At 43.0% G+C, this 23,852-nt stretch carries 19 protein-coding genes and 1 other annotated feature; of the genes, 13 read left to right on the forward strand and 6 right to left on the reverse strand.

From position 1 onward, the window contains the following. Positions 1–69 precede the first annotated feature (69 nt). The 3 genes from CUU64_RS19220 (at position 70) to CUU64_RS19230 (ending at position 3,828) form a co-directional block, all read left to right on the forward strand. On the forward strand, positions 70–1,167 hold the full coding sequence (locus CUU64_RS19220; protein ID WP_101635284.1) for a nicotinate phosphoribosyltransferase: 1,098 nt from the start codon (positions 70–72) through the stop codon (positions 1,165–1,167). 249 nt (positions 1,168–1,416) lie between these two features. Then, positions 1,417–2,724 (forward strand): UDP-N-acetylmuramate--L-alanine ligase, encoded by a 1,308-nt coding sequence (gene murC / locus CUU64_RS19225; protein ID WP_101635285.1) that lies wholly within the window; start codon positions 1,417–1,419, stop codon positions 2,722–2,724. A gap of 375 nt (positions 2,725–3,099) precedes the next feature. Then, complete coding sequence (locus tag CUU64_RS19230; RefSeq protein ID WP_101635286.1) at positions 3,100–3,828, forward strand: ZIP family metal transporter; 729 nt, start codon at positions 3,100–3,102, stop codon at positions 3,826–3,828. A 50-nt stretch (positions 3,829–3,878) separates the two neighbouring features. Here the strand turns inward: CUU64_RS19230 and CUU64_RS19235 are convergent, their stop codons facing one another. Continuing rightward, positions 3,879–4,994 carry an aminopeptidase gene (locus CUU64_RS19235; protein ID WP_101635287.1) on the reverse strand — a complete coding sequence of 372 codons (1,116 nt, stop codon included), beginning with the start codon at positions 4,992–4,994 and terminating at the stop codon, positions 3,879–3,881. A 243-nt stretch (positions 4,995–5,237) separates the two neighbouring features. Between CUU64_RS19235 and CUU64_RS19240 the strand changes: the two genes are divergently transcribed. From CUU64_RS19240 to CUU64_RS19265, 6 genes are all read left to right on the forward strand, one after another. Further along, complete coding sequence (locus CUU64_RS19240; protein ID WP_101635288.1) at positions 5,238–5,744, forward strand: DUF948 domain-containing protein; 507 nt, start codon at positions 5,238–5,240, stop codon at positions 5,742–5,744. A gap of 59 nt (positions 5,745–5,803) precedes the next feature. Then, positions 5,804–6,391 carry a YtxH domain-containing protein gene (locus tag CUU64_RS19245; protein WP_101635289.1) on the forward strand — a complete coding sequence of 196 codons (588 nt, stop codon included), beginning with the start codon at positions 5,804–5,806 and terminating at the stop codon, positions 6,389–6,391. A 112-nt stretch (positions 6,392–6,503) separates the two neighbouring features. After that, entirely contained in the window at positions 6,504–6,830 is a 327-nt protein-coding gene (ytxJ, locus tag CUU64_RS19250; protein WP_101635290.1) for a bacillithiol system redox-active protein YtxJ, read from the forward strand. A gap of 218 nt (positions 6,831–7,048) precedes the next feature. After that, entirely contained in the window at positions 7,049–8,056 is a 1,008-nt protein-coding gene (locus CUU64_RS19255; RefSeq protein ID WP_374702740.1) for an ABC transporter substrate-binding protein, read from the forward strand. Positions 8,057–8,072: 16 nt separating this feature from the next. Further along, positions 8,073–9,086 carry an ABC transporter permease gene (locus CUU64_RS19260; protein ID WP_101635292.1) on the forward strand — a complete coding sequence of 338 codons (1,014 nt, stop codon included), beginning with the start codon at positions 8,073–8,075 and terminating at the stop codon, positions 9,084–9,086. Beyond that, positions 9,079–9,873 (forward strand): ABC transporter ATP-binding protein, encoded by a 795-nt coding sequence (locus tag CUU64_RS19265; protein WP_101635293.1) that lies wholly within the window; start codon positions 9,079–9,081, stop codon positions 9,871–9,873. The genes CUU64_RS19260 and CUU64_RS19265 overlap by 8 nt, the downstream gene beginning before the upstream one ends. A 76-nt stretch (positions 9,874–9,949) precedes the next feature. On the opposite strand, the gene CUU64_RS19270 is transcribed toward CUU64_RS19265, so the two are convergent. Continuing rightward, positions 9,950–12,106 (reverse strand): cell division protein FtsA, encoded by a 2,157-nt coding sequence (locus CUU64_RS19270; RefSeq protein WP_101635294.1) that lies wholly within the window; start codon positions 12,104–12,106, stop codon positions 9,950–9,952. A gap of 246 nt (positions 12,107–12,352) precedes the next feature. Between CUU64_RS19270 and CUU64_RS19275 the strand changes: the two genes are divergently transcribed. Then, positions 12,353–13,429 (forward strand): bifunctional 3-deoxy-7-phosphoheptulonate synthase/chorismate mutase, encoded by a 1,077-nt coding sequence (locus tag CUU64_RS19275; RefSeq protein WP_101635464.1) that lies wholly within the window; start codon positions 12,353–12,355, stop codon positions 13,427–13,429. Between the two features lie 335 nt (positions 13,430–13,764). Beyond that, complete coding sequence (ccpA, locus tag CUU64_RS19280; RefSeq protein WP_101635295.1) at positions 13,765–14,766, forward strand: catabolite control protein A; 1,002 nt, start codon at positions 13,765–13,767, stop codon at positions 14,764–14,766. 27 nt (positions 14,767–14,793) lie between these two features. Here ccpA and CUU64_RS19285 read toward each other — a convergent pair whose 3' ends face one another. From CUU64_RS19285 to CUU64_RS19295, 3 genes are read right to left on the reverse strand one after another with little or no spacing between them, the layout of a single operon-like run. Next, on the reverse strand, positions 14,794–15,984 hold the full coding sequence (locus CUU64_RS19285) for an acetoin utilization protein AcuC (RefSeq protein WP_101635296.1): 1,191 nt from the start codon (positions 15,982–15,984) through the stop codon (positions 14,794–14,796). Next, positions 15,981–16,628 (reverse strand): acetoin utilization AcuB family protein, encoded by a 648-nt coding sequence (locus CUU64_RS19290; RefSeq protein WP_101635297.1) that lies wholly within the window; start codon positions 16,626–16,628, stop codon positions 15,981–15,983. Before CUU64_RS19290 ends, CUU64_RS19285 begins: the two co-directional genes overlap by 4 nt. Positions 16,629–16,652: 24 nt before the next feature. Beyond that, positions 16,653–17,285 (reverse strand): GNAT family N-acetyltransferase, encoded by a 633-nt coding sequence (locus tag CUU64_RS19295; protein ID WP_101635298.1) that lies wholly within the window; start codon positions 17,283–17,285, stop codon positions 16,653–16,655. A gap of 209 nt (positions 17,286–17,494) precedes the next feature. Here CUU64_RS19295 and acsA point away from each other — a divergent pair, with 209 nt between their 5' ends. After that, complete coding sequence (acsA, locus tag CUU64_RS19300) at positions 17,495–19,213, forward strand: acetate--CoA ligase (protein WP_101635299.1); 1,719 nt, start codon at positions 17,495–17,497, stop codon at positions 19,211–19,213. Positions 19,214–19,352: 139 nt separating this feature from the next. Here the strand turns inward: acsA and CUU64_RS19305 are convergent, their stop codons facing one another. Next, on the reverse strand, positions 19,353–22,082 hold the full coding sequence (locus CUU64_RS19305; protein WP_101635465.1) for a transglycosylase domain-containing protein: 2,730 nt from the start codon (positions 22,080–22,082) through the stop codon (positions 19,353–19,355). Positions 22,083–22,231: 149 nt separating this feature from the next. Continuing rightward, positions 22,232–22,460 (forward strand) — a binding site (T-box leader). A gap of 66 nt (positions 22,461–22,526) precedes the next feature. Between CUU64_RS19305 and tyrS the strand changes: the two genes are divergently transcribed. Beyond that, positions 22,527–23,783, forward strand: a complete 1,257-nt coding sequence (gene tyrS, locus CUU64_RS19310; RefSeq protein WP_101635300.1) for a tyrosine--tRNA ligase — start codon at positions 22,527–22,529, stop codon at positions 23,781–23,783. The last annotated feature ends 69 nt before the right edge of the window (positions 23,784–23,852 follow it).

Below are 23,852 nucleotides of genomic sequence, written 5' to 3' on the forward strand. Positions count from 1 at the left end.
TCGGGGATTGCATGATCCCCGATCTGCATCAGAAAAGGTTTTCATTAGGAATTAGGGGAGCTGCCAGGGATGAAGGAAATTGAATTGAAATTAAAGGGAGAAATAAAGAGACTTACCAATAAAACCTTTAAATTTGATGATAGGGTGAAAGAAGGTTGGTTTTCTGCCGTTTACTTTCTAAAAACAAAGGAAATAGCAGAAGAGTTTTGCCCCGATCACACGGTCACCATGCAGTTTTTTCAACGAAAGCATGCCGTGCTATGCGGGACGGATGAAGTGGTGGCATTGATAAAAACGTTTGCAGACCATCCAGACTCGCTCGAAATCCACTCGTTAAAGGATGGCGATAAAATCAGCCCGTTTGAAACGGTCCTTACCATTACAGGACCTTATCAGGAATTCGGGTATCTGGAGGGGGTTATTGACGGAATACTTGCTCGCAGAACATCAGTAGCCACTAATGTATATAATGTCGTTAAGGCGGCTGCCTATTCAGGAATTCAAAAGCCTGTCATTTTCATGGGTGACCGGGATGATCATTTTACCCAGCAGGCTGGGGATGGATATGCCGCGTATATCGGAGGAGCCACTGCCCAGGCGACCCATGCCATGAGCGAATGGTGGGGTAAAAAGGGAATGGGGACAATGCCTCATGCGCTGATCCAGCTATTCAACGGAGATGTTGTAGCGGCTACAGAGGCGTACCATAAAAAGTATCCGGAAGATGAATTAATTGCGCTCGTTGATTACAACAATGACGCCATTACTGATTCATTAAAATTGGCCAGGGCATTTGGAGATAAATTGCGCGGGGTCCGGGTGGATACATCCAGGACCATGATTGATAAATACTTTGTTCGAAATCAGCATCTTTTGGGCTCCTTCGACCCAAGAGGGGTGAATGCGGAGCTGATATTTGCCCTTCGAAAGGCGTTGGATGAGGAGGGCTTCCAGCATGTCCGCATCCTGGTTAGCGGAGGGTTCACAGAAGAAAGAATCCTGGACTTTGAAAGAGAGGGAGTTCCGGTGGATATGTATGGCATCGGAAGCAGCCTCTTGAAGATCTCCGTCAGTTTTACTGGTGATAATGTTATGTTAAATGGAAAGCCTCAGGCAAAAGCAGGGCGTAAATACCGTCCAAATCCTCGCCTTGAAAAGGTAGAGTAACACCGAAACGGTAATAGAAGAACTAACTTTGGTTTATTGTAATAATTGAAATATTCCTGACATGGTGGACTATGCGAAAAAGTGATATAATAAAAATTCATTCATATAAATGCTTTAGCCCATTACAGCAGAGAAAAACGTGCCTGCCCTTCGCTTTAATTGTGGGATAGGAGTGCTGAAGGCGATAGGCAAAAAACAGAAAACGTCATATACTGTCATACAGATAGACGACTGGTGGAGGTTCTATTTATGACTGTTTACCATTTTGTTGGTATCAAAGGTTCAGGGATGAGTGCATTGGCTCAAGTCCTGAATGATATGAATTATGAGGTTCAGGGTTCCGATATTGAAAAAACGTTCTTTACCCAAGCTGCTTTGGAAAAGGCGGAAATACCCATCCTGTCTTTCAACGAAGAAAATATAAAACCGGGTATGACAATCATTGCTGGAAATGCATTTCCCGATACTCATCCTGAAATTACACGGGCAATGGAACTTGGATTGCCTGTTATTCGTTATCACCGTTTTCTTGGGGATTTCCTCAAAAATTTCATCAGTGTCGCGGTGACCGGGGCACATGGAAAGACGTCAACGACCGGCTTGCTTTCCCATGTCATGAGTGGGGCCAAACCTACGTCCTACTTAATTGGTGACGGGACTGGTAAAGGTGAGGAGAACGCGGAATACTTTGTATTCGAGGCATGTGAATATCGACGCCATTTCCTATCCTACCATGCTGACTATGCAATCATGACGAATATCGATTTCGATCATCCTGATTATTATTCCAGCATTGAAGATGTATTTCAGGCTTTCCAAGAAATGGCCTTGCAGGTTGGAAAAGGGATCATTGCCTGTGGAGATGATGAACAGCTCCAGCGCATTCAGGCCAAGGTACCGGTAATCTTTTACGGTTTTGCCGAGGAAAATGATTTTCAAGCAAGAAATGTGGCAACATCAGCTTCAGGAACAACGTTTGATGTCTTTGTCAGAAATACATTCTATGACACATTTACCATACCGACATATGGCAATCATAATGTGCTCAATGCTTTAGCGGTCATTGCCCTTTGTAATTATGAGAACCTGGATACAGACATAGTGAAAGCCCAGCTACTCACATTTAGCGGGGTCAAACGCCGTTTTACTGAAAAGGAAGCAGGACGCCAAATTATCATTGATGACTATGCGCACCATCCTACCGAAATTACAGCAACAATCGATTCTGCTAGACAAAAGTACCCGGAGCGGGAAATTGTAGCTGTATTCCAACCGCATACTTATACTAGGACCCAGGCGTTCCTAGGAGAATTTGCAGAGGCCCTTAACTTAGCCGATAAAGTGTATCTTTGCGAAATCTTTGGCTCGGCCCGTGAAAATCAGGGCAAGCTTTCCATTGAAGATCTCCGGGAAAAAATTCCCGGTGCAGAGGTCATTGCAGAAGAAGATACATCGCCACTGGCAGGGCATAATAGTGCTGTCATCCTATTTATGGGTGCCGGCGACATTCAAAAGTTCCAAGTGGCTTACGAACAATTGCTCCAGCAAACTAATTGAAAAAACGAATCAAAAATAAACTAGAGATTTCTAAAAGAAATCCTCAACAAAAAATGAATGCAACAAGTACGAACACCTTCGATTATGTTCCAATGTATGAACATGCTCGGAGGTGTTTTTGTACGTAAAAGGCATATAAAAATATTCACCGCTTAAATTGTAGTAGATTTGGACCCTGGGAATATTTTTAAGAACTATGTCCACATTATGTAATTGACATCCAGACTTCTTCTACAAGCCCATCCCCATTATATGGGTAGTTTGAAAAAAGGCCTTATGGGTATATTGACAAGGCTATTGATAGCCAGTTATCAATTTATCAAAATAAGTTTTAAGCTTTCCTAAACTGTTTAGGTTGATGAAGGGGGGATATCGATGTGGTTGGCGGCAATGTGGGGCTCGATTTCAGGATCAGCGGTTCTTTTAGGTGCTATAATCTCCCTGTATTTTTCCATTCCGAAAAAAATTATTGGTGATATCATGGCGTTTGGTACTGGAGTTCTAATTGGAGCTGCGTCTTATGAACTGCTTGGAGAAGCAGTTAACGATGGAGGGCTTACACCAACTACTATCGGATTTGTATCCGGTGCTGTCATTTTTACAATTTTTGATTATGCCATTTCAAAAAAGGGAGGCTCCGATAGAAAAAGGTCGGGACAAAAAGCTGTTGGAGGTGGAGGGCTGGCCATTTTTATTGGTACCATTATGGATGCTGTTCCAGAATCGATTATTATAGGAGCCAGCCTGCTTGAACAACAAACGGTAAGCTTCCTGTTGGTTATTGCTATTTTTATTAGTAATATTCCTGAGGGATTATCCAGTACATATGGAATGAAAAACAGTGGTTATTCCAGGAGAAAAATATTGCTGCTTTGGTTTGCAGTAGTCGCTATATCGACTCTTGGTGCTTGGGGAGGATATATCTTGCTTAATGGGGCTTCAGAACACCTGATGTCTGGTATAGCTGCATTTGCAGGAGGTGGTATTATAGCAATGGTTGCATCAAGTATGATGCCGGAAGCATATGAAGATAGTGGGCCAATAACAGGTTTAATGGCTGCGCTTGGCCTCTTGGTCTCATTAATGCTTGATCGAATTTCTTAAAAAAACTCCTTGAAGGGACTAATCCCTTAAGGAGTTTTTCCATTTATCGTTTACTTAAGATTTTCCGGATTCAACTTTTCAAGTTCGGGGATCATAAAGCGGCCATCTTTGCGAATTAACATGCCATCAAAATAAATTTCACCGCCACCGTAATCGGGGCGTTGAATATTCACCATATCCCAGTGGATATTGGAATGGTTACCGTTATATGCATCATCGTAGCATTGCCCTGGGGTAAAGTGGAAGCTGCCATCGATTTTTTCATCAAAAAGGATGTCCTGCATTGGATGAAGAATATACGGATTTACACCGATTGCGAACTCACCGATATATCGGGCACCTTCATCAGTGTCAAAAATTTTGTTAATTCTCTCTGTGTCATTGGCTTCTGCGTGAATAATTTTTCCGTCCTTGAAGGTCAGCTTTACGTTTTCGAAAGTGAAGCCCTGATATGGGGAAGGCGTGTTGTATGTAATCATCCCGTTAACAGAATCTTTTACAGGTGCAGTATAAACTTCCCCATCCGGAATATTTAACTCACCAGCACATTTAATTGATTTTATTCCTTTTATGGAGAAGGACAAATCGGTCCCTGGTCCGGTAATACGGACTTGGTCGGTCCGGTCCATCAGATTCACAAGGCTTTCCATTGCATCGCTCATCTTTCCATAATCCAGATTGCAAACATCGAAATAAAAATCCTCGAACGCTTCCGTGCTCATTTTTGCGAGCTGGGCCATGGAAGAATTCGGATAACGAAGCACTACCCATTTCGTTTTAGGGACACGAATTTCTCTATGGACTTTTTTTCCAATCGTGTTACCGTGGATTGCCATTTTTTCGGAAGGAACATCGGCATGCTCATTGATATTATCTCCTGAGCGCAGGCCGATGTAAGCATCCATTTTCTTCATGACATTTGCTTCAAAATCAGCCAACATATTGAACTGTTTGTCCTTGGCACCCATTAATAACGAACGGTCGACCTGTTGGTCTTTTAACAAGACAAATGGATTGCCGCCAGCCTCATATGCTTCTTTTACAAGTGCCATGACCAGCTCACGCTGCAAGCCAAAGTTTTCAATCAATACATTTTCTTCCTTTTGAAGCTTTACGGAATAATTGATTAAGTTACTCGCCAGTTTTTGTATTCTAGGATCTTTCATATTTAATTCCTCCGTATGATTCTTATGTTACCATACATATTGTACCCGATGACTGTCTAATGTTCATGAATGATTGTTTAAATATTGATCTGCAAGAAAATAATAATCATGGCATGCAATTTTTAAAAAGCGCTCGCTTAAAGGCTATACCTGGAAAAATAATTACGTTTATAATGAAAGTGAATGGGTATTTAACAAATAAATTGGTACAAGATGTACTGGAACAAATAACGGAGGTGTCCTATGGAAATTATTTTATATCTAAGCGCTGCGGTAGCGGCCATTGCGTTTTTAGTATTGGTGATCTTCTTATCAAGAACCTTAAAATCGCTGCAGACCACCCTTGATAGTGTGGCGCACACGTTGGATGGGCTGGAAAAGCAAATGCAAGGAGTAACCGTAGAAACTGCTTCACTTCTGCATAAAACGAACGTACTAGCAGAGGATCTGCAAAAGAAATCTGAAAACCTTAACTCCGTAGTCAATGCGGTAAAGGGTGTGGGAGAATCTATTAAAGGCTTTAATTCTTCCATTCAAAAGGTCTCTAACCAAGTTCAGGCAGGCATAGATAACAATCAGGAGAAAATTTCCCAGATTGTGCAATGGAGCAATGTAGCCATGGAAATCCGTGACAAATGGAAGTCTCGTAAGAACCAACAGCTTCCCGGTGTTTCTGCCATTGGAGTGACGGAGACGGAAGCTATGGAAACCGATAATCTTCCTAAGAAAAGATTTTTAAGATCCAGATAAGAGCATGGAAACTTTCGTAAAGAATACACTTATTAAAAATTGAGAGGAGCAAAAATAATATGATTCAAAAAGAGTATCAGGAATATACAAGGGATTATCAAAAGCCTTATCAGGAGCGAAATAACGAAACTGGATCAAGGGATTTCGTAATTGGAGCGATCATCGGCGGCGTTGTTGGAGCTGCTACCGCCTTGTTCATGGCGCCAAAGCCTGGTAAAGAGCTGCGGAACGATCTTAATGTACAGGTTAAGACCCTTGGTGAAAAAACAGATAAGTTAAAACAAACAGCTATGGAAAAGGGCGGCTCACTGGCAGAAACAGCACGTGAAAAAACGAACGCCGTAACTGAAATGGTCACAAGCAAATCTGCCGGATTAATGGATAAAGTTAAGAACATGAAACAGAATGATAGCAGCAAAACAGAGTCATCCGTTTCTTCAGATTATGAGGTTGGGAGCGACTTGTCCGCGGAAGCAACAGCAGATGACTATACAGCTGCTGATATGGGTAATACTACAGCAGATGCTACTTCATCCTCCAGTACGTCACCTGGAAAGAATGCTGCCCAGTTAAAACTGGATGAAACGAAAAAAGCATTCGAGGAAACTGAAAAAGCGTTTGAAGATACGGAAAAAAGGTATAATTAAAGAACGAAAATAAATTTGCAAAGGTAATATATTTGTAATAGCAGGCGGTGAAGTGGTAAGATAACTTCACCGCTTTTTCAGTCCAAAATGCACTGGTTAAAGGAGACGAATGATGGCAGCAAACAAAATTGAAACAAAAGAGCAATTTGAACAGCTTGCAACTAAGGACAGCTTCTTGCTAATCAAGCACAGCTTAACCTGTCCTATAAGCGGCGCCGCGTTTGAAGAATATGAAAGTTTCCTTGAGGACCATACAGATGTTAATACCGCTTACCTTGCCGTCCAGGAAGCGCGTGCGCTTTCCAACTATGTTGCTGAAACATATGGAATTAAGCACGAATCCCCACAGGCAATTTTATTTAAAAACGGGCAACCGGTGTGGAATGCGTCCCATTGGAAAATTACTTCCGATTCCTTATCAAAAGCAATTAAAGAATAATAATTTTTTTAAGCCTTTCCTTCTCTTAGATACTAAAGGAAAGGCTTTTTTGTGAAAAAAAGTTATAGAAAAATCGCAAAGTCAATGAAATGTCGGAAAACAACTATTGCTTTTTTATTTTGAATATATTAAATTTTTAGAAATAATGTTATTTTTTTAAACACAGATTAAAGTTTGTATCTATGCTTAAAAAGTGGGAACAAGAGGGGGATATTTTTGTGAAAAAGAGATTTAGTACAGCTTCATTCGTATTAGCGGGGCTTATTGCTTTGGCGGGTTGCAGCAGTGATGCTTCAAATGGAAAAACGGAAGAGGATAAAACAAAACAATATACAATCGGATTGACGCAATATGCAAAACATCCATCACTGGATGCTGCAACAGAAGGGTTTAAAAAAGCACTTGAGGATAATGGGTTTAAAGAAGGGGAAAATGTTAAATTTGATTTTCAAAATGCGCAGGCTGACCCGAACAACACCCAGCCCATTGCCAATAATTTTGTAGGGGACAAAGTTGACCTGATTTTTGCCAATGCAACGCCAAGTGCTGTTAGTGCATTGAACGCCACAAAGGAAATTCCTATTGTGTTTACTTCCGTAACTGATCCGGTTGGAGCAGGATTGGTGGAAGCCCTTGATAAACCGGGTACAAACATTACGGGTACGACGGACAATCATCCTGATGCAACGAAAAAAACAATCGATTTCATTACCGAGCAGATCGGTGCTAAAAAAATCGGTGTTGTATACAATGCAGGTGAACAAAATTCTGAGGTACAGGTTGACCAAGTAAACAAGCTTGCTGGAGAAAAGGGTGCGAAACTGGTGAAAGCCTCTGTTTCAACAACGGCAGAAGTTAAACAGGCGACGGAATCTTTGGTTGGCAGGGTTGATGCCATATATATCCCAACGGATAATACAGTCGTATCAGCACTGGATTCTGTCATTTCGGTCGCCAATGACAAAAAAATTCCATTATTTGTTGGTGAACTGGATTCAATGAAGAAAGGGGCAGTTGCTGCCACTGGCTTCAGCTACTTTGATATCGGCTATCAAACAGGTGAAATGGCAGCAGACATATTGAAAGCTGACAAGAAACCTTCCGAAATACCGGTAGAATTGCCTAAGGACTTGAAACTCATGATCAACAGGCAAGCAGCAGATGCGCAAGGGGTGGAAGTAAAACCGGAATGGGAAAAAATCGGAGAATTCTTTGAAGGGAAATAGGAAAGGATGATTTACTGTGTTTACGGCTTTATTTGGCGCATTTGAATCAGGAATCATCTATGCCATCATGGCGCTTGGCGTGTATTTATCATTCAGGATCCTCGACTTTCCTGATTTAACGGTTGACGGCAGCTTCGTAACCGGGGCAGCCGTTGCGGCCATATTAATTGTAAACGGGGTAAATCCATTTACAGCTACGATTATTGCCACTGCAGCCGGTTTTGTCGCAGGATGTCTTACAGGCCTCATTCATACGATAGGGAAGATCAATGCGTTATTATCAGGGATATTGATGATGATCGCCCTTTATTCGATTAACCTCCGGATCATGGGGAAATCGAATGTCCCTTTATTAAACACCGAATCGGTATTCACTCATGTTAGCGAATTCGGAAATAAGTTCGGGATGGATTCAGTTCTTAATGGTGCCCTATCCGCAATTGGCCTGGGAGACAGTCTTCCACGTACGTGGGGCATCTTGCTTTTTATGCTGGTTGTTACCTTTTTAATTAAATTTCTTGTTGATGTTTTTCTCCGCACAGAAATTGGCTTAGCGTTAAGGGCGACTGGAGACAATCAAAGAATGATCAGAAGTTTTTCTGCCAATACGAATTTGATGATTGTACTGGGACTTGGTTTATCGAATGGACTAGTTGCACTTTCTGGCGCACTCATTGCCCAGCAAGGCGGTTTTGCAGATGTAGGTATGGGAATCGGGATGATTGTCATAGGGTTGGCCTCCGTTATTATCGGGGAGGCGCTGTTTGGCACGAGAACCCTCGCTATTGCAACTCTAGCGGTAATTGGCGGAAGCATTGTCTACCGCATTGTTGTCAGCCTTGCGCTCCGGATTGAATTCTTCGAACCAGGAGATGTAAAAGCGATTACCGCGATGATCGTTCTGCTTGCCTTAGTTTTACCGCGTTTTATAGAAGGATATAAGGAGCGGAAACGCAGAGCCAGGAAGCTTGCTGAGCAAGTAAGGGCAGCGGAAGTTCCGGGAGAAAGGAAGGGTGAGACCCGTGCTTGAGTTAAATAATATCCATAAAATCTTCAATGAGGGCACACCCGACGAGAAAATTGCATTAGACCATATTAACTTGCATTTGAAGCAGGGAGATTTCGTCACGGTTATAGGAAGTAACGGAGCCGGTAAATCAACACTTATGAATCTTGTGTCTGGCGTTCTCCAACCAGATTTGGGAGAAGTGAAGATTGATTCAAAAAACGTCACGCAGCTTCCGGAATATAAACGTGCTAAAATGATTGGGCGGGTTTTCCAGGATCCCATGGCGGGCACGTCGCCTTCTATGACAATCGAGGAGAACTTGGCGATTGCCTATTCCCGCAATAAACGAAGAACATTACAACGGGGCGTAAATAAAAAGCGGAAAGAGTATTTCAGGGAAGTGCTAGAATCTCTTCATCTTGGCCTTGAAAACAGGCTTAATGCGAAAGTAGGGCTTCTTTCCGGAGGGGAAAGGCAGGCGCTTTCGTTGCTCATGGCCACATTTACAGAGCCTTCGATCCTTCTATTGGACGAACATACTGCTGCATTGGATCCATCGAGGGCGGAGCTGATTACATTGTTGACAAAGGAGATTGTCGAAAGGTACAGGCTGACCACGATTATGGTGACACATAATATGCAGCAGGCATTGGATTTAGGAAACAGGCTCATTATGATGGATAAAGGGCAGATCATCTTAGAGGTTGATGAAGACAAGAAAAAATCGTTAACGATAGAGAATTTGATGGAAGAATTCCAGCGTATTCGCGGCACACGGTTGGCCAATGACCGGGCACTGTTAACGTAAAGTAGAACACAGAGAGGACCATCCTTTTCATGGGTAATGGTCCTTTTTTTGTCGTATAGCGTGATACAAGGTAGGCTTATAGCTTTTGGGGCGTAGGAGCCCAAATGATTTGTAATTCGTCACCTGAAGATATCGGCTTATCAAAACTTGTTTCTTTATTATTATTGATAAGCACAAATTGGCCGCTGGATGAACTCGGAATCTCTACCTCTGCAACTCTAAAAACATCCTGGAAGATAAATGGTTCCATTTTATATTGCACAAATGTTAAGACCTCATGGTTGCGGACCGGCTCTTTTTCTCCTATGAGCTTATCGCCCCGGTAAAATTCAGAAAGACTTTTAGATAAGATAATCCTTTTCCCATTGAATTTGACGGCGATCGAATAATTGGTGCGGACCTTGAGTGCATTTGCAAGAGTAGACACATTAGGAAGTGAGGGTGGAACGACCTTAATTTCGTCACCATCGTCACACGAATTTGAAGGCCTTACTTGCCGGCCATTTTTTTCAATCCGACCAGAAAAGTCATTGAGTTGCCTGTTTTTTTTGTTGATCTGAATTTCAAATGGCTGGACATAAGAAAGAAAATGCTCTAAAGAGAGATAACTCAGCACATCAGCAATTGTCTGGGGCAACGTGCACATAATTTCATCTCGGTCTTCTATAAATGCATCGCCGTTTGTAATGGTTCCATTTTTTACAATGTGTGCTTTTATAGTATGCTTTTCCCCATTAATGGTGATTGTTTTTTCTGGAATGCTATCAATTAAATCCTGGATACGAACAACGGATGATGACCCGTCTTCGCCTTTTAAAGCGATGATTTCATCTCCATTATGTACCTTGTCTCCCAAAGATGCCTCCAACCCATTCAGAAGCAACTGCGGTTTTTGTCCATGCAAACCTGGAATGGTAATGTTCTGTCCATTTAGGTTCACCATTATCGCCATACCTGGTTTTCCATGTAGTCCCGCAAGCTTGATGCCGGCAGTTAATAGGCAGTCCCCCACCGTCAACTTCTTCATGTCGAACAGCCGGACAGCCTGCCCGTTTACACTAACACTCATATATTGGATGGGATTTTTATGAGCAGCAATAGCAATACCGATCGGGGTCACAAGCTCCGGTCCTTTTGCCAATGTATCCGCCAAAGTAAGGTTTTGAATTGCGTCCAGGCCCCTGATGGCTACCCTGTTTTCTTGCAGGCCAAGCCTTTCCGCAAGCATTACAGGAATTTCCGGAGTTAAGCTGCCGCCACCAACTAGCATAACAGCCCTGGGGGATTTGTCGCTGTTCAATGACAATATCTCCGCGCAAATGGCATCAGCCAGCCTCTTAAGGGATGGGGAAATTTTATTTGCGATTTCATCCCTTGTCATTACTGTTTCAAACCCAAGAATATCCGTCACTGTTATTTCTTCCTGTTCTCCCAGCTGCCTTTTTGCCTGTTCAGCAAGTGGAAAGTCGATCAGAAATTGATCGCTTAACGCTTCTGTTATTTCATCTCCTGCAACAGGCACCATTCCGTAAGCAATAACGGTACCGGAATCTGTAATTGCAATATCGGATGTGCCGGCCCCAATATCCACCAGGGCGACATTCAATCTTCTCATCGAATGGGGGATCAGGACATTTATAGCGGCGATCGGTTCAAGTGTTAGTGCCTGCATTTCAAGGCCTGCACGCTTTAATGCCGAAACCAGGGACTCTACAACTACCTTTGGGAGAAAGGTAGCTATGATTTCAATCGTAGCCTCATCGCCGCTCTGGTCAATTAAACTACCAATTTCCTGGCCATCAAGCCTGTAATATAGGACAGAATAACCCACACAATAATAATTGTACCCACCATTGGTGACATTCTTTTCAGACACCTTCGCCTGTGCCTGCTGGACTGCGCCTAACTCCAAATGAAGGATGTCTTCATGCTGCATCATTGGTTTGCCTTTAATGTCTTGTGCAATTTGGGCGCGCTCTGTCTTAAGTGCTCTGCCTGCTGCCGCTACACATACTTTTTCTAAGGGGCCATATTTCTTCTCGAGTGCTGCTTTTATTTCCTGGATAACTTTTGATACTGCAATGACATCGTGGATCTGCCCGTCCAGCATGGCACGTTCGGTATGTTCTTTTGAAATAATATCTTTCACAAAATAATTTTCATCCTGTTTCTGAATAATAATTCCCACAACGGAACGCGTACCAATATCCAGGGCAAAAATCTGTTCCTGCACGACAAACACCTTCTTTATTGGGTAATTTACTTTAGCGCTTAAAAGCGTTTAATTATTAAAGAAAAAAGTAGTGACAATGTTCTGACTTTGCTTTATAATAACCCTAAATAATATGAAATGTAACATACTTTTTTCATTGGTCCAAGCCGTCGGTGTTGAATGATCAAATGTTGTCACAATGGGAAGCAGTTGTAAATCATGATATATAGGCCGGCCGTATCTTTAAAAGCGAAAGGAAGGATGGCAATGAGTAACTTAGAACTAGATGCCCTACGAGCAGAATTGGATGATATTAATCTTGATTTATTACATCTTATTAACAAGCGAGCCGAACTTGTACAGGAAATTGGGCGTGTAAAGGAAAAACAAGGTGTAAACCGATATGACCCGGTCCGGGAAAGAAAAATGCTTGAGTTAATTGAAGCCAATAATGAAGGACCGCTTGATATTGCGTCGGTTAAGCATATTTTTAAAGAAATCTTCAAGCTTGGACTGGATTTGCAAGAGGATGACCACAAAAAGGCGCTGCTAGTTTCCAGAAAGAAAAAGCCGGAAGACACAGTTATTAATGTCAAGGGTGAACTGATTGGAAACGGCGTGCCTAGCTTTGTATTTGGTCCTTGCGCTGTGGAATCTTATGAACAAGTCGCATCAGTAGCGGAGGTTGTTAAGAACAAAGGCCTGAAACTATTGCGCGGCGGAGCTTATAAACCTCGTACTTCCCCTTATGATTTCCAGGGTCTCGGCGTAGAAGGTTTGAAAATCTTAAAACGTGTGGCTGATGAATACGGCCTAGGCGTAATCAGTGAAATTGTAAGCCCTAATGATATTGAAACGGCTGTTGATTACATTGATGTTATTCAGATCGGTGCAAGAAACATGCAGAACTTTGAGTTGCTTAAAGCAGCAGGTGCTGTAAATAAGCCGGTTCTTCTAAAGCGTGGCTTGGCTGCGACAATCGACGAATTCATCAATGCTGCGGAATACATCATGTCACAAGGTAATGGCAATATCATCCTTTGTGAAAGAGGGATCAGGACATACGAGCGTGCAACTCGAAACACCCTCGATATTTCAGCGGTTCCTATTTTAAAGCAGGAAACGCATTTGCCAGTACTCGTTGATGTAACCCATTCTACAGGAAGACGCGATCTACTTCTGCCTACCGCTAAAGCGGCTTTGGCAATTGGTGCTGACGGCGTAATGGCTGAGGTTCATCCAGATCCATCTGTCGCTTTATCTGATTCCGCCCAGCAAATGGACTTTAACCAGTTTGATGAGTTCTTCTCAGAAATCAAGAAACAGAACTGGGTTACTGTTTGATGTAACAGTTTGTTGCTATACTGCCTGGCAATATATCAGCCTCTTGCATATGCGGGAGGCTGATTTTTTGTTTTTTAAGTAGATTAAAGGTCGAAATTGGGTTAAAAAAAGACTCATACATTGCAGTAAAACAGTTACTATCGTATGATATTATACATAAAAATGTGTTTTCTCGGACCAATAGGCGATTATGTGTCCTTTTCTGTTTGCAATTGTTCAAAAGTGAACATACCTACCTTGATGATTTTGCCCGGATTCCTGGGAACAGGATTGAAAAGAACAGAAATAATCATATTATATTAAGGGAAAAATACAAGATATGAAGGAGTGGTAAAATGAATAATATAACGATTTATGATGTGGCCCGTGAAGCTAATGTTTCAATGGCCACCGTTTCCCGTGTCGTCAACGGGAACCCGAACGTAAAACCTGCCACTAGAAAAAAAGTGTTAGAGGTCATCGAGCGATTAGGGTATCGGCCAAATGCCGTGGCTAGAGGGCTTGCGAGCAAAAAAACAACGACTGTGGGTGTGATAATCCCTGATATTTCCAGTATTTTTTATGCGGAGCTTGCCAGGGGAATTGAAGATATTGCCACGATGTACAAATATAATATTATCTTAAGCAATTCGGATGAAAACCAAGAAAAAGAGTTTCATTTATTGAATACAATGCTCGGTAAACAGGTTGATGGAATTGTGTTTATGGGTTCGAATATTACGGAAGAGCATGTGCTGGAGTTCCAAAAATCCCCGGTACCAATCGTGTTAGCAGGATCTGTTGAAGACACCGGCCAAGTACCGGCGGTAAATATCGACTATGAAGCAGCAGCATATGACGCAGTAAATGCTTTTGCAGAGCAGGGCCATCGCAATATCGCCTGTGTAATAGGAAGCCTGTCTGAACCGATTAACCAGAAAAAGCTTGCCGGTTATAGAAGAGGGCTCGAAAGTACAGGTATGCAGTTTAATGATTCATATGTAGTGGAAGGGGACTATACATATGACTCAGGAATTGAATCATTTGAAAAGTTGGTTGAAGCAGTTGAAAGGCCGACTGCTATCATAGCTGGCGCCGATGAAATGGCTTTGGGGATTGTACATGCTGCACAGGATAAGGGCTATCACGTCCCGGATGATTTTGAGGTAATAAGCTTTGATAATACGAGGCTGACGTTGATGGTTCGCCCTCAAATTACAACTATTGTCCAGCCGCTTTATGACATTGGCGCCGTAGCCATGAGATTGCTGACAAAATTAATGAATAAAGAGGCAGTGGAGGGCCAGGAACAGGTCGTTCTGCCGCACCGTATTGAAAAGCGCCAATCCACAAAATAAAAAAACGTCCCGGAGGGCGTTTTTTTATTAATCTAAAACAATTCCGTTTGTTGTGGATGTTTTACGGCTGGACCTGATAGGGTACAGCGCTTTTTCAAGCGTTTGCTTGTTTTTTTCCGTGATTTCCGATTTGCGAGGGATTGGCTGGTAAATCCCTTCATGGTCTTCCCATTCGTAAGGAAGGGTGACAGGGGATTCCGGCTGCCATTTTTCAATCCATTCTGCAGGCATTGGGCCTGAGTTGTTTTTATTTTCTGTCATTTCAAGCCAAATCATAGACCAAGCCCTCGGCACGACCCGCCAGATATCATATCCTCCGCCCCCTACCGCTATCCAGCGGCCCTCACAGTACTTATGGGCCATTTCATGGGCAAGCTTTGGTATTTCTTTATATATCCTCATTGTGGAGGATAGGTGTGTCAACGGGTCGTAATAATGAGAGTCTGCACCGTTTTGGGTCATAATGACATCCGGTTTGAAAAACTCTGCCACCTCCCGAAAGGCGGTAGTATATGCTTCAAGCCAGGACTCGTCCTCTGTAAAAGCGTCCACTGGTATGTTGAAAGAATAGCCATAACCTTTACCCTGGCCCCGTTCATTAATATTGCCGGTACCCGGGAATAAGTATCTGCCTGTTTCGTGAATGGATAAAGTGCAGACATTTGGATCGTCGTAAAATGACCATTGCACCCCATCGCCATGGTGGGCATCGGTATCAACATAGAGCACTCTTGCGTTATATTTCTTCTGGATGTACTTTATGGCGACGGAGCTGTCATTATAAATGCAGAAGCCGGATGCCTTTCCCCTGAAACCATGGTGGAGTCCGCCACCAAGGCTGAGGGCATGTCTGGCTTGCCCGGTCATAACCTGGTCAACTGCAACTAATGTTCCGCCCACCAGTAGGCTGCTAGCCTCATGCATATTCGGAAAAATCGGAGTATCCTCTGTACCAAGGCCGAAGCCATCTCCCTTTTCCGCGGAAAGCGTTCCTTTTCCTGCAAGTTTGACAGCGTTTACATAGGACGGGTCATGAACCAACTGTAATTCTTCATCTGTTGCCATCCTTGGGGCAATTATATCCTCGTCTTTGATTGCATGGTGTTTTTTTAACAGGTCCAGAGTTAAGGTTAGCCTCTTTTGGTTGAATGGGTGCTTGTCATTGAACTTATATGATAATAGTTCATTAGAGTAAACAAACACAGCATTTTTAATCATGAGGAGGCCCCCGGTAAGCTTGGCCATAAAACGGTATAGCCCTCATTCTTTAAATCCTCCACCACCATAAATGGATTCATTGTTTGTACGCGCAGGACAAGGACTTTATGTGCTTCGTCATCTTTATAGGGATATATGAGAACGCTCAGGATATTCGCTTTTCGTTTTTTGAGGATACCTGATACATCATGAAGCATTCCAGCTTTATTAGGGACTTTTACTTCTAATTGGGAGCCTGGCTGATGGGCACCTGTCATTTCAACATAACAATGGAGCAGATCCGTACCGGTGATGATGCCTACTAATCTATTTTCTTTTACGATGGGCAGGCAGCTTATATGATTCTCATAAAAGACGGAAGCAGCTTCTTCTACAAAGTCGAGTGGGTGGGCGGTTATTACATTGGTTTTCATGATCATGCCTACTGGCTTTTGTAAATCGCCCTTGAACTCCTCTGTGCGGAATATGGAGGGGGTTGCTTCCCTGATATCTCGATCGCTAACCAAACCGACAAGGCTTGAGTGTTCATCCACAATCGGAATATGTCGAATCCGTTTCTCCTTGATTAACTTGACGGCAGTAAGGATTGTATCGGTTTCGGTCAAAGTAGTAACATCCGTGGCCATGATTTCCTCAATGATCATATCTATTCCTCCTCTTATTACCCGTCAATACATAAACCGATTCATAAATCGAAGACGGTCGAATAGCTGTACGGATTCGGGCGGAACTCTTGCACCGATCCTTGCCATAAGGCAATTGGCGGGATGTGAACAAATTTCCGGATCGTCTGTTGCGTAGTATACAAGACCGCCGGCATTCATCATTTTCTCCATGACCTTGCGATAATCCCAAACATTCAGGCCTGTCCCTTTCAGGTCCCAGTGCCAATAATATTCAGTTGTGATGATGATGTAATCCTCCATCGCATCGTCCATCATGGATACTATGAGTAGGTTTTTCCCCACTTTGGCACCGCGGAACTCCGGTATCACCTCAATCGCACCCAATTCAATTAAGTCATGCATTTCAATTTCAGACCATCTCTCCAACGGGTCAGGATATAAAAAAGTTACGTAACCCACAATTGTATCTTTATGCCTCGCAATGATAATCCTTCCCTCAGGGAGATCAGCAATGCCAATAAGTGCCTCATGCTGCTGCTTTGGCGGGCGAAATGCCACCAAATCATGATGGAACTCATATGAACCGAGTTTTTCGGCAGTAACGGGTCCTTCAATGATCAAGGTCCCATTTACCGTCTTTAATTCTTTCGCATTGTAAGTCTTCTTATGCTCCATTCCTTCACCACCTATATCAGTAGTCCTTTCCATTATACATAAAAAGGGTGAATGAATATTTAAAAATTTCATGTCTTTTTCTTTTTCATTCTATATTTCGACATTCGTTTATTATCTTAGAATACGGGTATAATTTTTTTAAAATTGAGAAAATGAAACAGGTGTAATATAATGAGGGTGTAAAGTCGAAATAAGGGGGAGTATGTGACATGAAAGTGGAAGCGCTACCAGTGGTAATAGGGGAATACAACCTTCAGAATTATGATGAAACGTACAAGCAGTTTGAGTGGTCGGAAACAGAAAAGTCTTTTTCCTGGGCGGAAACAGGTAAGGTAAACCTGGCTTATGAAGCAATCGACCGCCATGCAGAATCTCACCGAAAAAATAAAATCGCTTTATATTATAGGGACGCAGAAAGGAATGAAAAATATACATTCAAGGAGATGAAAGAACTTTCCAACAAGGCTGGAAATGTGCTCAAGTCTTATGGAAACGTGGAAAAGGGCGACCGTGTCTTCATCTTTATGCCCCGTTCTCCTGAACTGTATTTCGCCCTTTTGGGTGCTGTTAAGCTGGGTGCGATCGTTGGCCCTCTATTCGAAGCGTTTATGGAAGGCGCGGTAAAAGACAGGCTGGAAGACAGTGAAGCAAAAGTTTTGATAACAACTCCTGATTTACTATCGCGGGTACCGGTGGCGGACCTTCCTGCTTTAAAGCATATTTTCCTTGTCGGCGAAAATATCGAAGAAGATACGATATACTTCGACTTTAAAAAGAAAATGAAGGAAGCTGATAAGAAGCTGAATGTTGAATGGGTAGACAGGGACGACGGCCTAATCCTGCATTATACTTCAGGTTCAACAGGAAAGCCAAAGGGAGTCCTTCACGTACATAATGCTATGATCCAGCACTATCAAACAGCCAAATGGGTGCTCGATCTTAAAGAAGATGATGTTTATTGGTGTACGGCTGATCCCGGCTGGGTAACCGGCACTTCGTATGGAATATTCGGGCCGTGGCTTACTGGAACATCTAATGTTGTAGTGGGAGGCCGATTCAAGCCTGAATCATGGTACCAAACCATTGAGGATTTTGGTGTAACGGTTTGGTATAGTGCGCCTACTGCTTTCCGAATGCTGATGGGAGCGGGGGACGAGATCGTAAAAGGCTTCGACTTAAGCTCGCTGCGACATATTCTCAGCGTAGGGGAACCTCTAAACCCTGAGGTAGTCCGGTGGGGTATGAAGGTATTCCAGCTTCGTATCCATGACACATGGTGGATGACGGAAACAGGGGCACAGGTGATCTGCAATTATCCGTGCATGGAAATTAAACCTGGCTCAATGGGAAAACCGATCCCAGGTGTAAAGGCTGCGATAGTAGATGATCAGGGGAACGAGCTACCGCCTTACAGAATGGGGAATCTTGCGGTTAAAAAAGGCTGGCCGTCAATGATGAACCAAATATGGAATAATCCACAAAAATACGAGTCTTATTTCATGCCGGGCGATTGGTATGTTTCAGGGGATTCTGCCTATATGGACGAAGATGGTTACTTCTGGTTCCAAGGCCGGGTTGATGATGTAATCATGACTGCCGGTGAACGCGTTGGCCCGTTTGAAGTAGAAAGCAAGCTTGTGGAACATCCGGCAATTGCTGAAGCAGGTGTTATTGGAAAGCCGGATCCGGTTCGCGGCGAAATCATTAAAGCATTCATCGCCTTGCGTGACGGTTATGAACCGAGCGATGAACTCATTGAAGAAATTCGACAGTTTGTTAAGCAAGGACTTGCTGCACATGCGGCACCGCGAGAAATTGAGTTCCGGGATAAGCTGCCTAAAACCCGAAGCGGAAAGATCATGCGCCGTGTCTTAAAGGCTTGGGAATTAGATTTGCCAACAGGCGATTTATCAACGATGGAAGATTAATAAGGCTCTAATAAAAGAAAAGAAAAACCAAACCCTGCGGTTTGGTTTTCTTTTTGAATAGTAAAAGGTTTCCCAGTATAATGTTGTTTCTTGCTTGAAGGTAAGATAATCTCAGCGGCTGTTCCTTTGTTCCAATTCATCAACGCGTTACAATGTTAGAAGGGGGCGACTCATTACCTTCGATGTCAACCGCAGTCACTGAATGTGAGCCTCCGCGGCTGCCAAACGATAAGTTTCGACCAGCCTTGACGATTCCTACTTTTTTGCCATTACTATATATCCTGTAGCCAATAACATCATTTTCAGGGTGTGGATCCCAAATAATTGTTCTTCCCTGCATTCTCGCCGTTGGCGGGCTTGGCACTTTGCCGTTATCCTTTAGTACTGCAGCTGTAGAGCTGCCCTCGGTTTTATTGTTAGGTAACAAAGATCCCGGATTTATAATATATCTGCCGCCAATTTGTTCAAAATTATTAGGATTCACGATAAAGCCAGTACTTGTAAACTCAGCGGGTGTGGAAGGCAGTGCAGCATATCTCCTGTTTCCAATCTGGACGAACAGGCCGCCCCCGGTTAAACCCTGATCCATTCGGCTTGGTACAAACTTTGCGATAAAGAGGTCTGTTTTTACCATTCCTGCTGCCTCACACGACTCGGAAGGCAACAGCCCTGAAGTGCTGCAAAAAGAACGTCTCACTATTCCTCCAGGCATTTCGAATCTTTTCTTCGGTGCAATTAAATCTGGCTTAACCTTATATGTTTCATTCATTAATTTGGCCCATAAGTATATATTCCGTTTACTATAGGATAACCCATGATACGTTTGATCCAGAGATTTTGGGGTATCATAGCCTATCCAGGTTCCGAATGTTACATTTGGGTTGGAGGCAACGAACCAAGCATCTCTGAGATTTTGCGTAGTACCGGTCTTTCCTGCCCAATCTGCGGAAAACGACAGCCGGTTTTTTAGTGAAGCTGCGGTTCCATTTGAAATGACATCTCTCATCATATCCAAGGTAAGATATGACGTTTGAGGTGTAAAGACATCCACTGGTTTGGGTTTATGCTGGTAGATCACCTTTCCGTCTTTTGACACAATTTTATCAATCAGATAGGCGTCTACGAACTTACCGCCATTTGCAAATGTCGCAAAAGCATTCACATTCTCCTCCACCGTAACCCCTTTTTGCATGCCGCCAAGCGACAAAGACATACTGCTATAGTCGTCCGGCGTGAGACTTGAGAAACCCATCTTTTCTAGGTATTTAATCGGCTGTTGATTTTTGATATCAGCGTAAAATAATGCGGCTGGAATGTTATAGGATTTGGCAAGTGCCTCCCGAGCAGTTGTCAATCCTGTATAACCACCTCCTGAATTAGTGGGTTTCCATGGTTTTGAGGAACCGTCATTGATGCTGATAGGCACATTGGCTTTAACCGAACCGGGCGCCAGTTTGCCTAGCTCTATGCCTGGGGCATAAACGAGGAGGGGCTTCATGGTAGAACCGTTTTGCCTTAACGCGTTGGTTGCATGGTTGGTTGCTTCCCTCTTATGGTCACGCCCGCCAACAAAGCTGATGATTCTTCCTGTTTTGTTTTCGATCAGCACAGCTCCTGTTTCCACAGGCTCCATCACGGTTTTCATTCGCCCTGTTTCAGCATCTTTTACCTCTTCCGGCTTTGCACTTCCATAGTACTGGTATTCATTTGCGGCTGCTTGCATTTGGTCATAAATTTTTTTATCAATCGTTGAATAGATTTTATATCCGTTTTGGTACAGGTTCCTATCAGCCAATTTCAAATATTGCTCTCTGAGATCTTTGTCTTCTTGTAGGTCGCTTTCTTCATAACCGGCTTGGGTAGCAAGAATTTTTGAAAGAACATCAATGGAGCGCTTTTCAATTTCATATGTAACCCATGGATATTCTTCGGTTGGTGAAGCCTTTTTGCCAATAAAATCTTTTGTTATATCATAACTAAGAGCGCTTCGGTATTCTGATTCGGAGATGTAATTCCCGTCACGCATCCGTTTTAAGACGGTTTTCATCCTGGATAACCCCGGTTCCAAATCATCCTTAATTGTACCCTTTTGAGTATAAGGCGTATATCCGAAAGGGCTCTGGGGCAATCCTGCAATAAATGCTGATTGAGGGATATTCAAATCTTTGGCACTCTTGCCGAAGATGCCTTCTGCGGCCGCTTGCACACCGGCAATGTTGCGGCCAGAGGAATTTCTTCCGAACGTCGAGACATTGAGATAGGTTTGTAATATCTCATCCTTTTCAAAGAATTTTTCCACTCTAAGTGCAAGCAGAATTTCTTTTGCTTTTCTTTCAAAGGAAACCTCATTGGTTAGGATTTGGTTTTTGATCAGCTGTTGGGTAAGGGTACTTCCTCCTGACTGTACGGAAGAATTTGTTATTTCCTGGAGAATCGCTCGCATGATGGCTTTGGGCACCACACCGTCATGTTCATAAAAGTATTCATCCTCGGTGGCGATTACCGCATTGGAAAGATGTTTCGATATTTGGCCAAGCGTAATTTCTTCCCGCTCGAGGTCTGTTTTCAGTTTGCCGAGATATACATTATTGGCAAAATAAATTTCCGAAGTCTCCTCATAATTGTAAATATCTTTTCTTAGTTCGCTTTTGGTCCGGATTGGTTCATCCTTCACTATCGCGGCAAAATAGCCGGCCCCAACTCCCCCGGCAAAGGAAAGACCAACAATGATCAAAATAATGGATAAAAGAAATAAGTTCCAAATAACACCATACGTAATCCGGGAATATTTTCTTGTCTTTTTGTCACGGAGAAATGCCGTGATTCGCTTCCACTTTGATGGCAGTTGGCCATCCGGATTGGTTGTCATCATATCATCCCTCCCCCGAAATCAACCTACATTATAGCATATTACCGTTACATTTAAGTTACATAGCCAACCGCTCAGAGCCTTAAGCAGCAAGTTGACATTCGTTTTAATATATGGTAAAAATTCATTATTATTAAAACTCAATTTTTTCAATGGCTATGACAGGACCCAGTAGTGGCTTCATCCCTGTTTCAGAGAGCTGGTGGTTGGTGCGAACCGGTACAAATGGAGAGACGAATTACTTCCTTGAGCATTTGCTGTGAACTTAATGCGCTTCCGGGCGTTTAGTAGCAGTAAACGGCAGCGACCGTTATCGTTTAAAGTGGAGGATAAATGATCCTCAAGTTGGGTGGTACCGCGAATTTTTTCGTCCCTTCAGTTGCTGAAGGGGCGTTTTTATTTGCCTAATATTTTTAATTTTGTTTTATTCAGGAGGAAAATAAAATGAATTTGTTAAAGGATCTCGAATGGAGAGGAATCATTTACCAGCAAACGGATGAAGAGGGACTGGAAAGCGTCTTGGCTAGCAATAAAATATCACTTTATTGCGGAATGGATCCCACTGCAGATAGCATGCACATTGGTCATTTGCTTCCGTTTCTGACTCTTCGCCGTTTTCAGCAGGATGGCCATCGGCCGATCGTGCTGGTAGGTGGAGCAACTGGTCTGATCGGTGATCCGAGCGGAAAGAAAGAAGAGCGTAAGCTGCAAACGATCGAAACGGTGGAGCATAATGTTAGAGGCCTAAAAGCCCAGCTGGAAAGCATTTTTGATTTCGGAGGGGAAAACGGGGCTGTTATGGTAAATAACTATGACTGGACACGTACCATCGACATCATCACCTTCTTGCGCGATTATGGGAAACATATCGGAATCAACTATATGCTCGCAAAAGACACGATTGCTTCCCGTTTGGAAACGGGCATTTCATTTACTGAGTTTACGTACACGATTCTCCAGGCAATGGATTTTAATCACCTATATCAAACCTTGGATTGTAAGCTTCAGATTGGCGGAAGCGACCAGTGGGGGAATATCACCACAGGCCTTGACTTAATCAGAAAGATGAACGACGAGGGTGCCAAAGCATTTGGGCTCACAATTCCGCTTGTAACTAAGGCTGACGGCACAAAATTCGGGAAATCTGAAAGCGGCACTGTGTGGCTTGATCCTGAAAAAACAACTCCTTATGAGTTCTATCAGTTTTGGATTAACACAGCAGATGCGGACGTTGTTAAATACCTGAAATATTTTACTTTCCTTTCACATGAGGAAATAGATGCCCTTGCACAATCCGTTGAAACGGAACCTCATCTTAGAAAAGCACAGAAGGCACTGGCGGAAGAAATGACTCGTTTGATTCATGGAGAACAAGCGTTGCAGCAAGCAATCAAAATTTCGGCTGCTCTGTTCAGCGGGGATGTGAAAAACCTGACTGCCGAAGAAATCAAAGTTGGATTTAAGGATGTGCCAAGCTTTGAAAGGGGAAGTAAAGAAGCTACAGGGCTTGTAGATTTATTAGTAGAGGCAAAAATTTCTCCTTCCAAACGCCAGGCCCGTGAAGATATTCAGAATGGAGCCATTTCCATAAACGGCGAAAAAGTGACAGACCTGGAATACCAGGTTTCCGAAAATGATATGATTGAAGGACAATTCATGCTGGTCCGCAGAGGGAAAAAGAAGTATACATTAATTAAGTAATGGTATAGAAGAAGCAGGCTCTTCGGTGAGCCTGCTTCTTCTATAAAGCAGGAGATATTTTAAAAACAA

The organism is Bacillus sp. V5-8f (genome assembly GCF_002863565.1).
In the GTDB taxonomy this organism is placed as follows: Bacteria; Bacillota; Bacilli; order Bacillales; family DSM-1321; genus Peribacillus.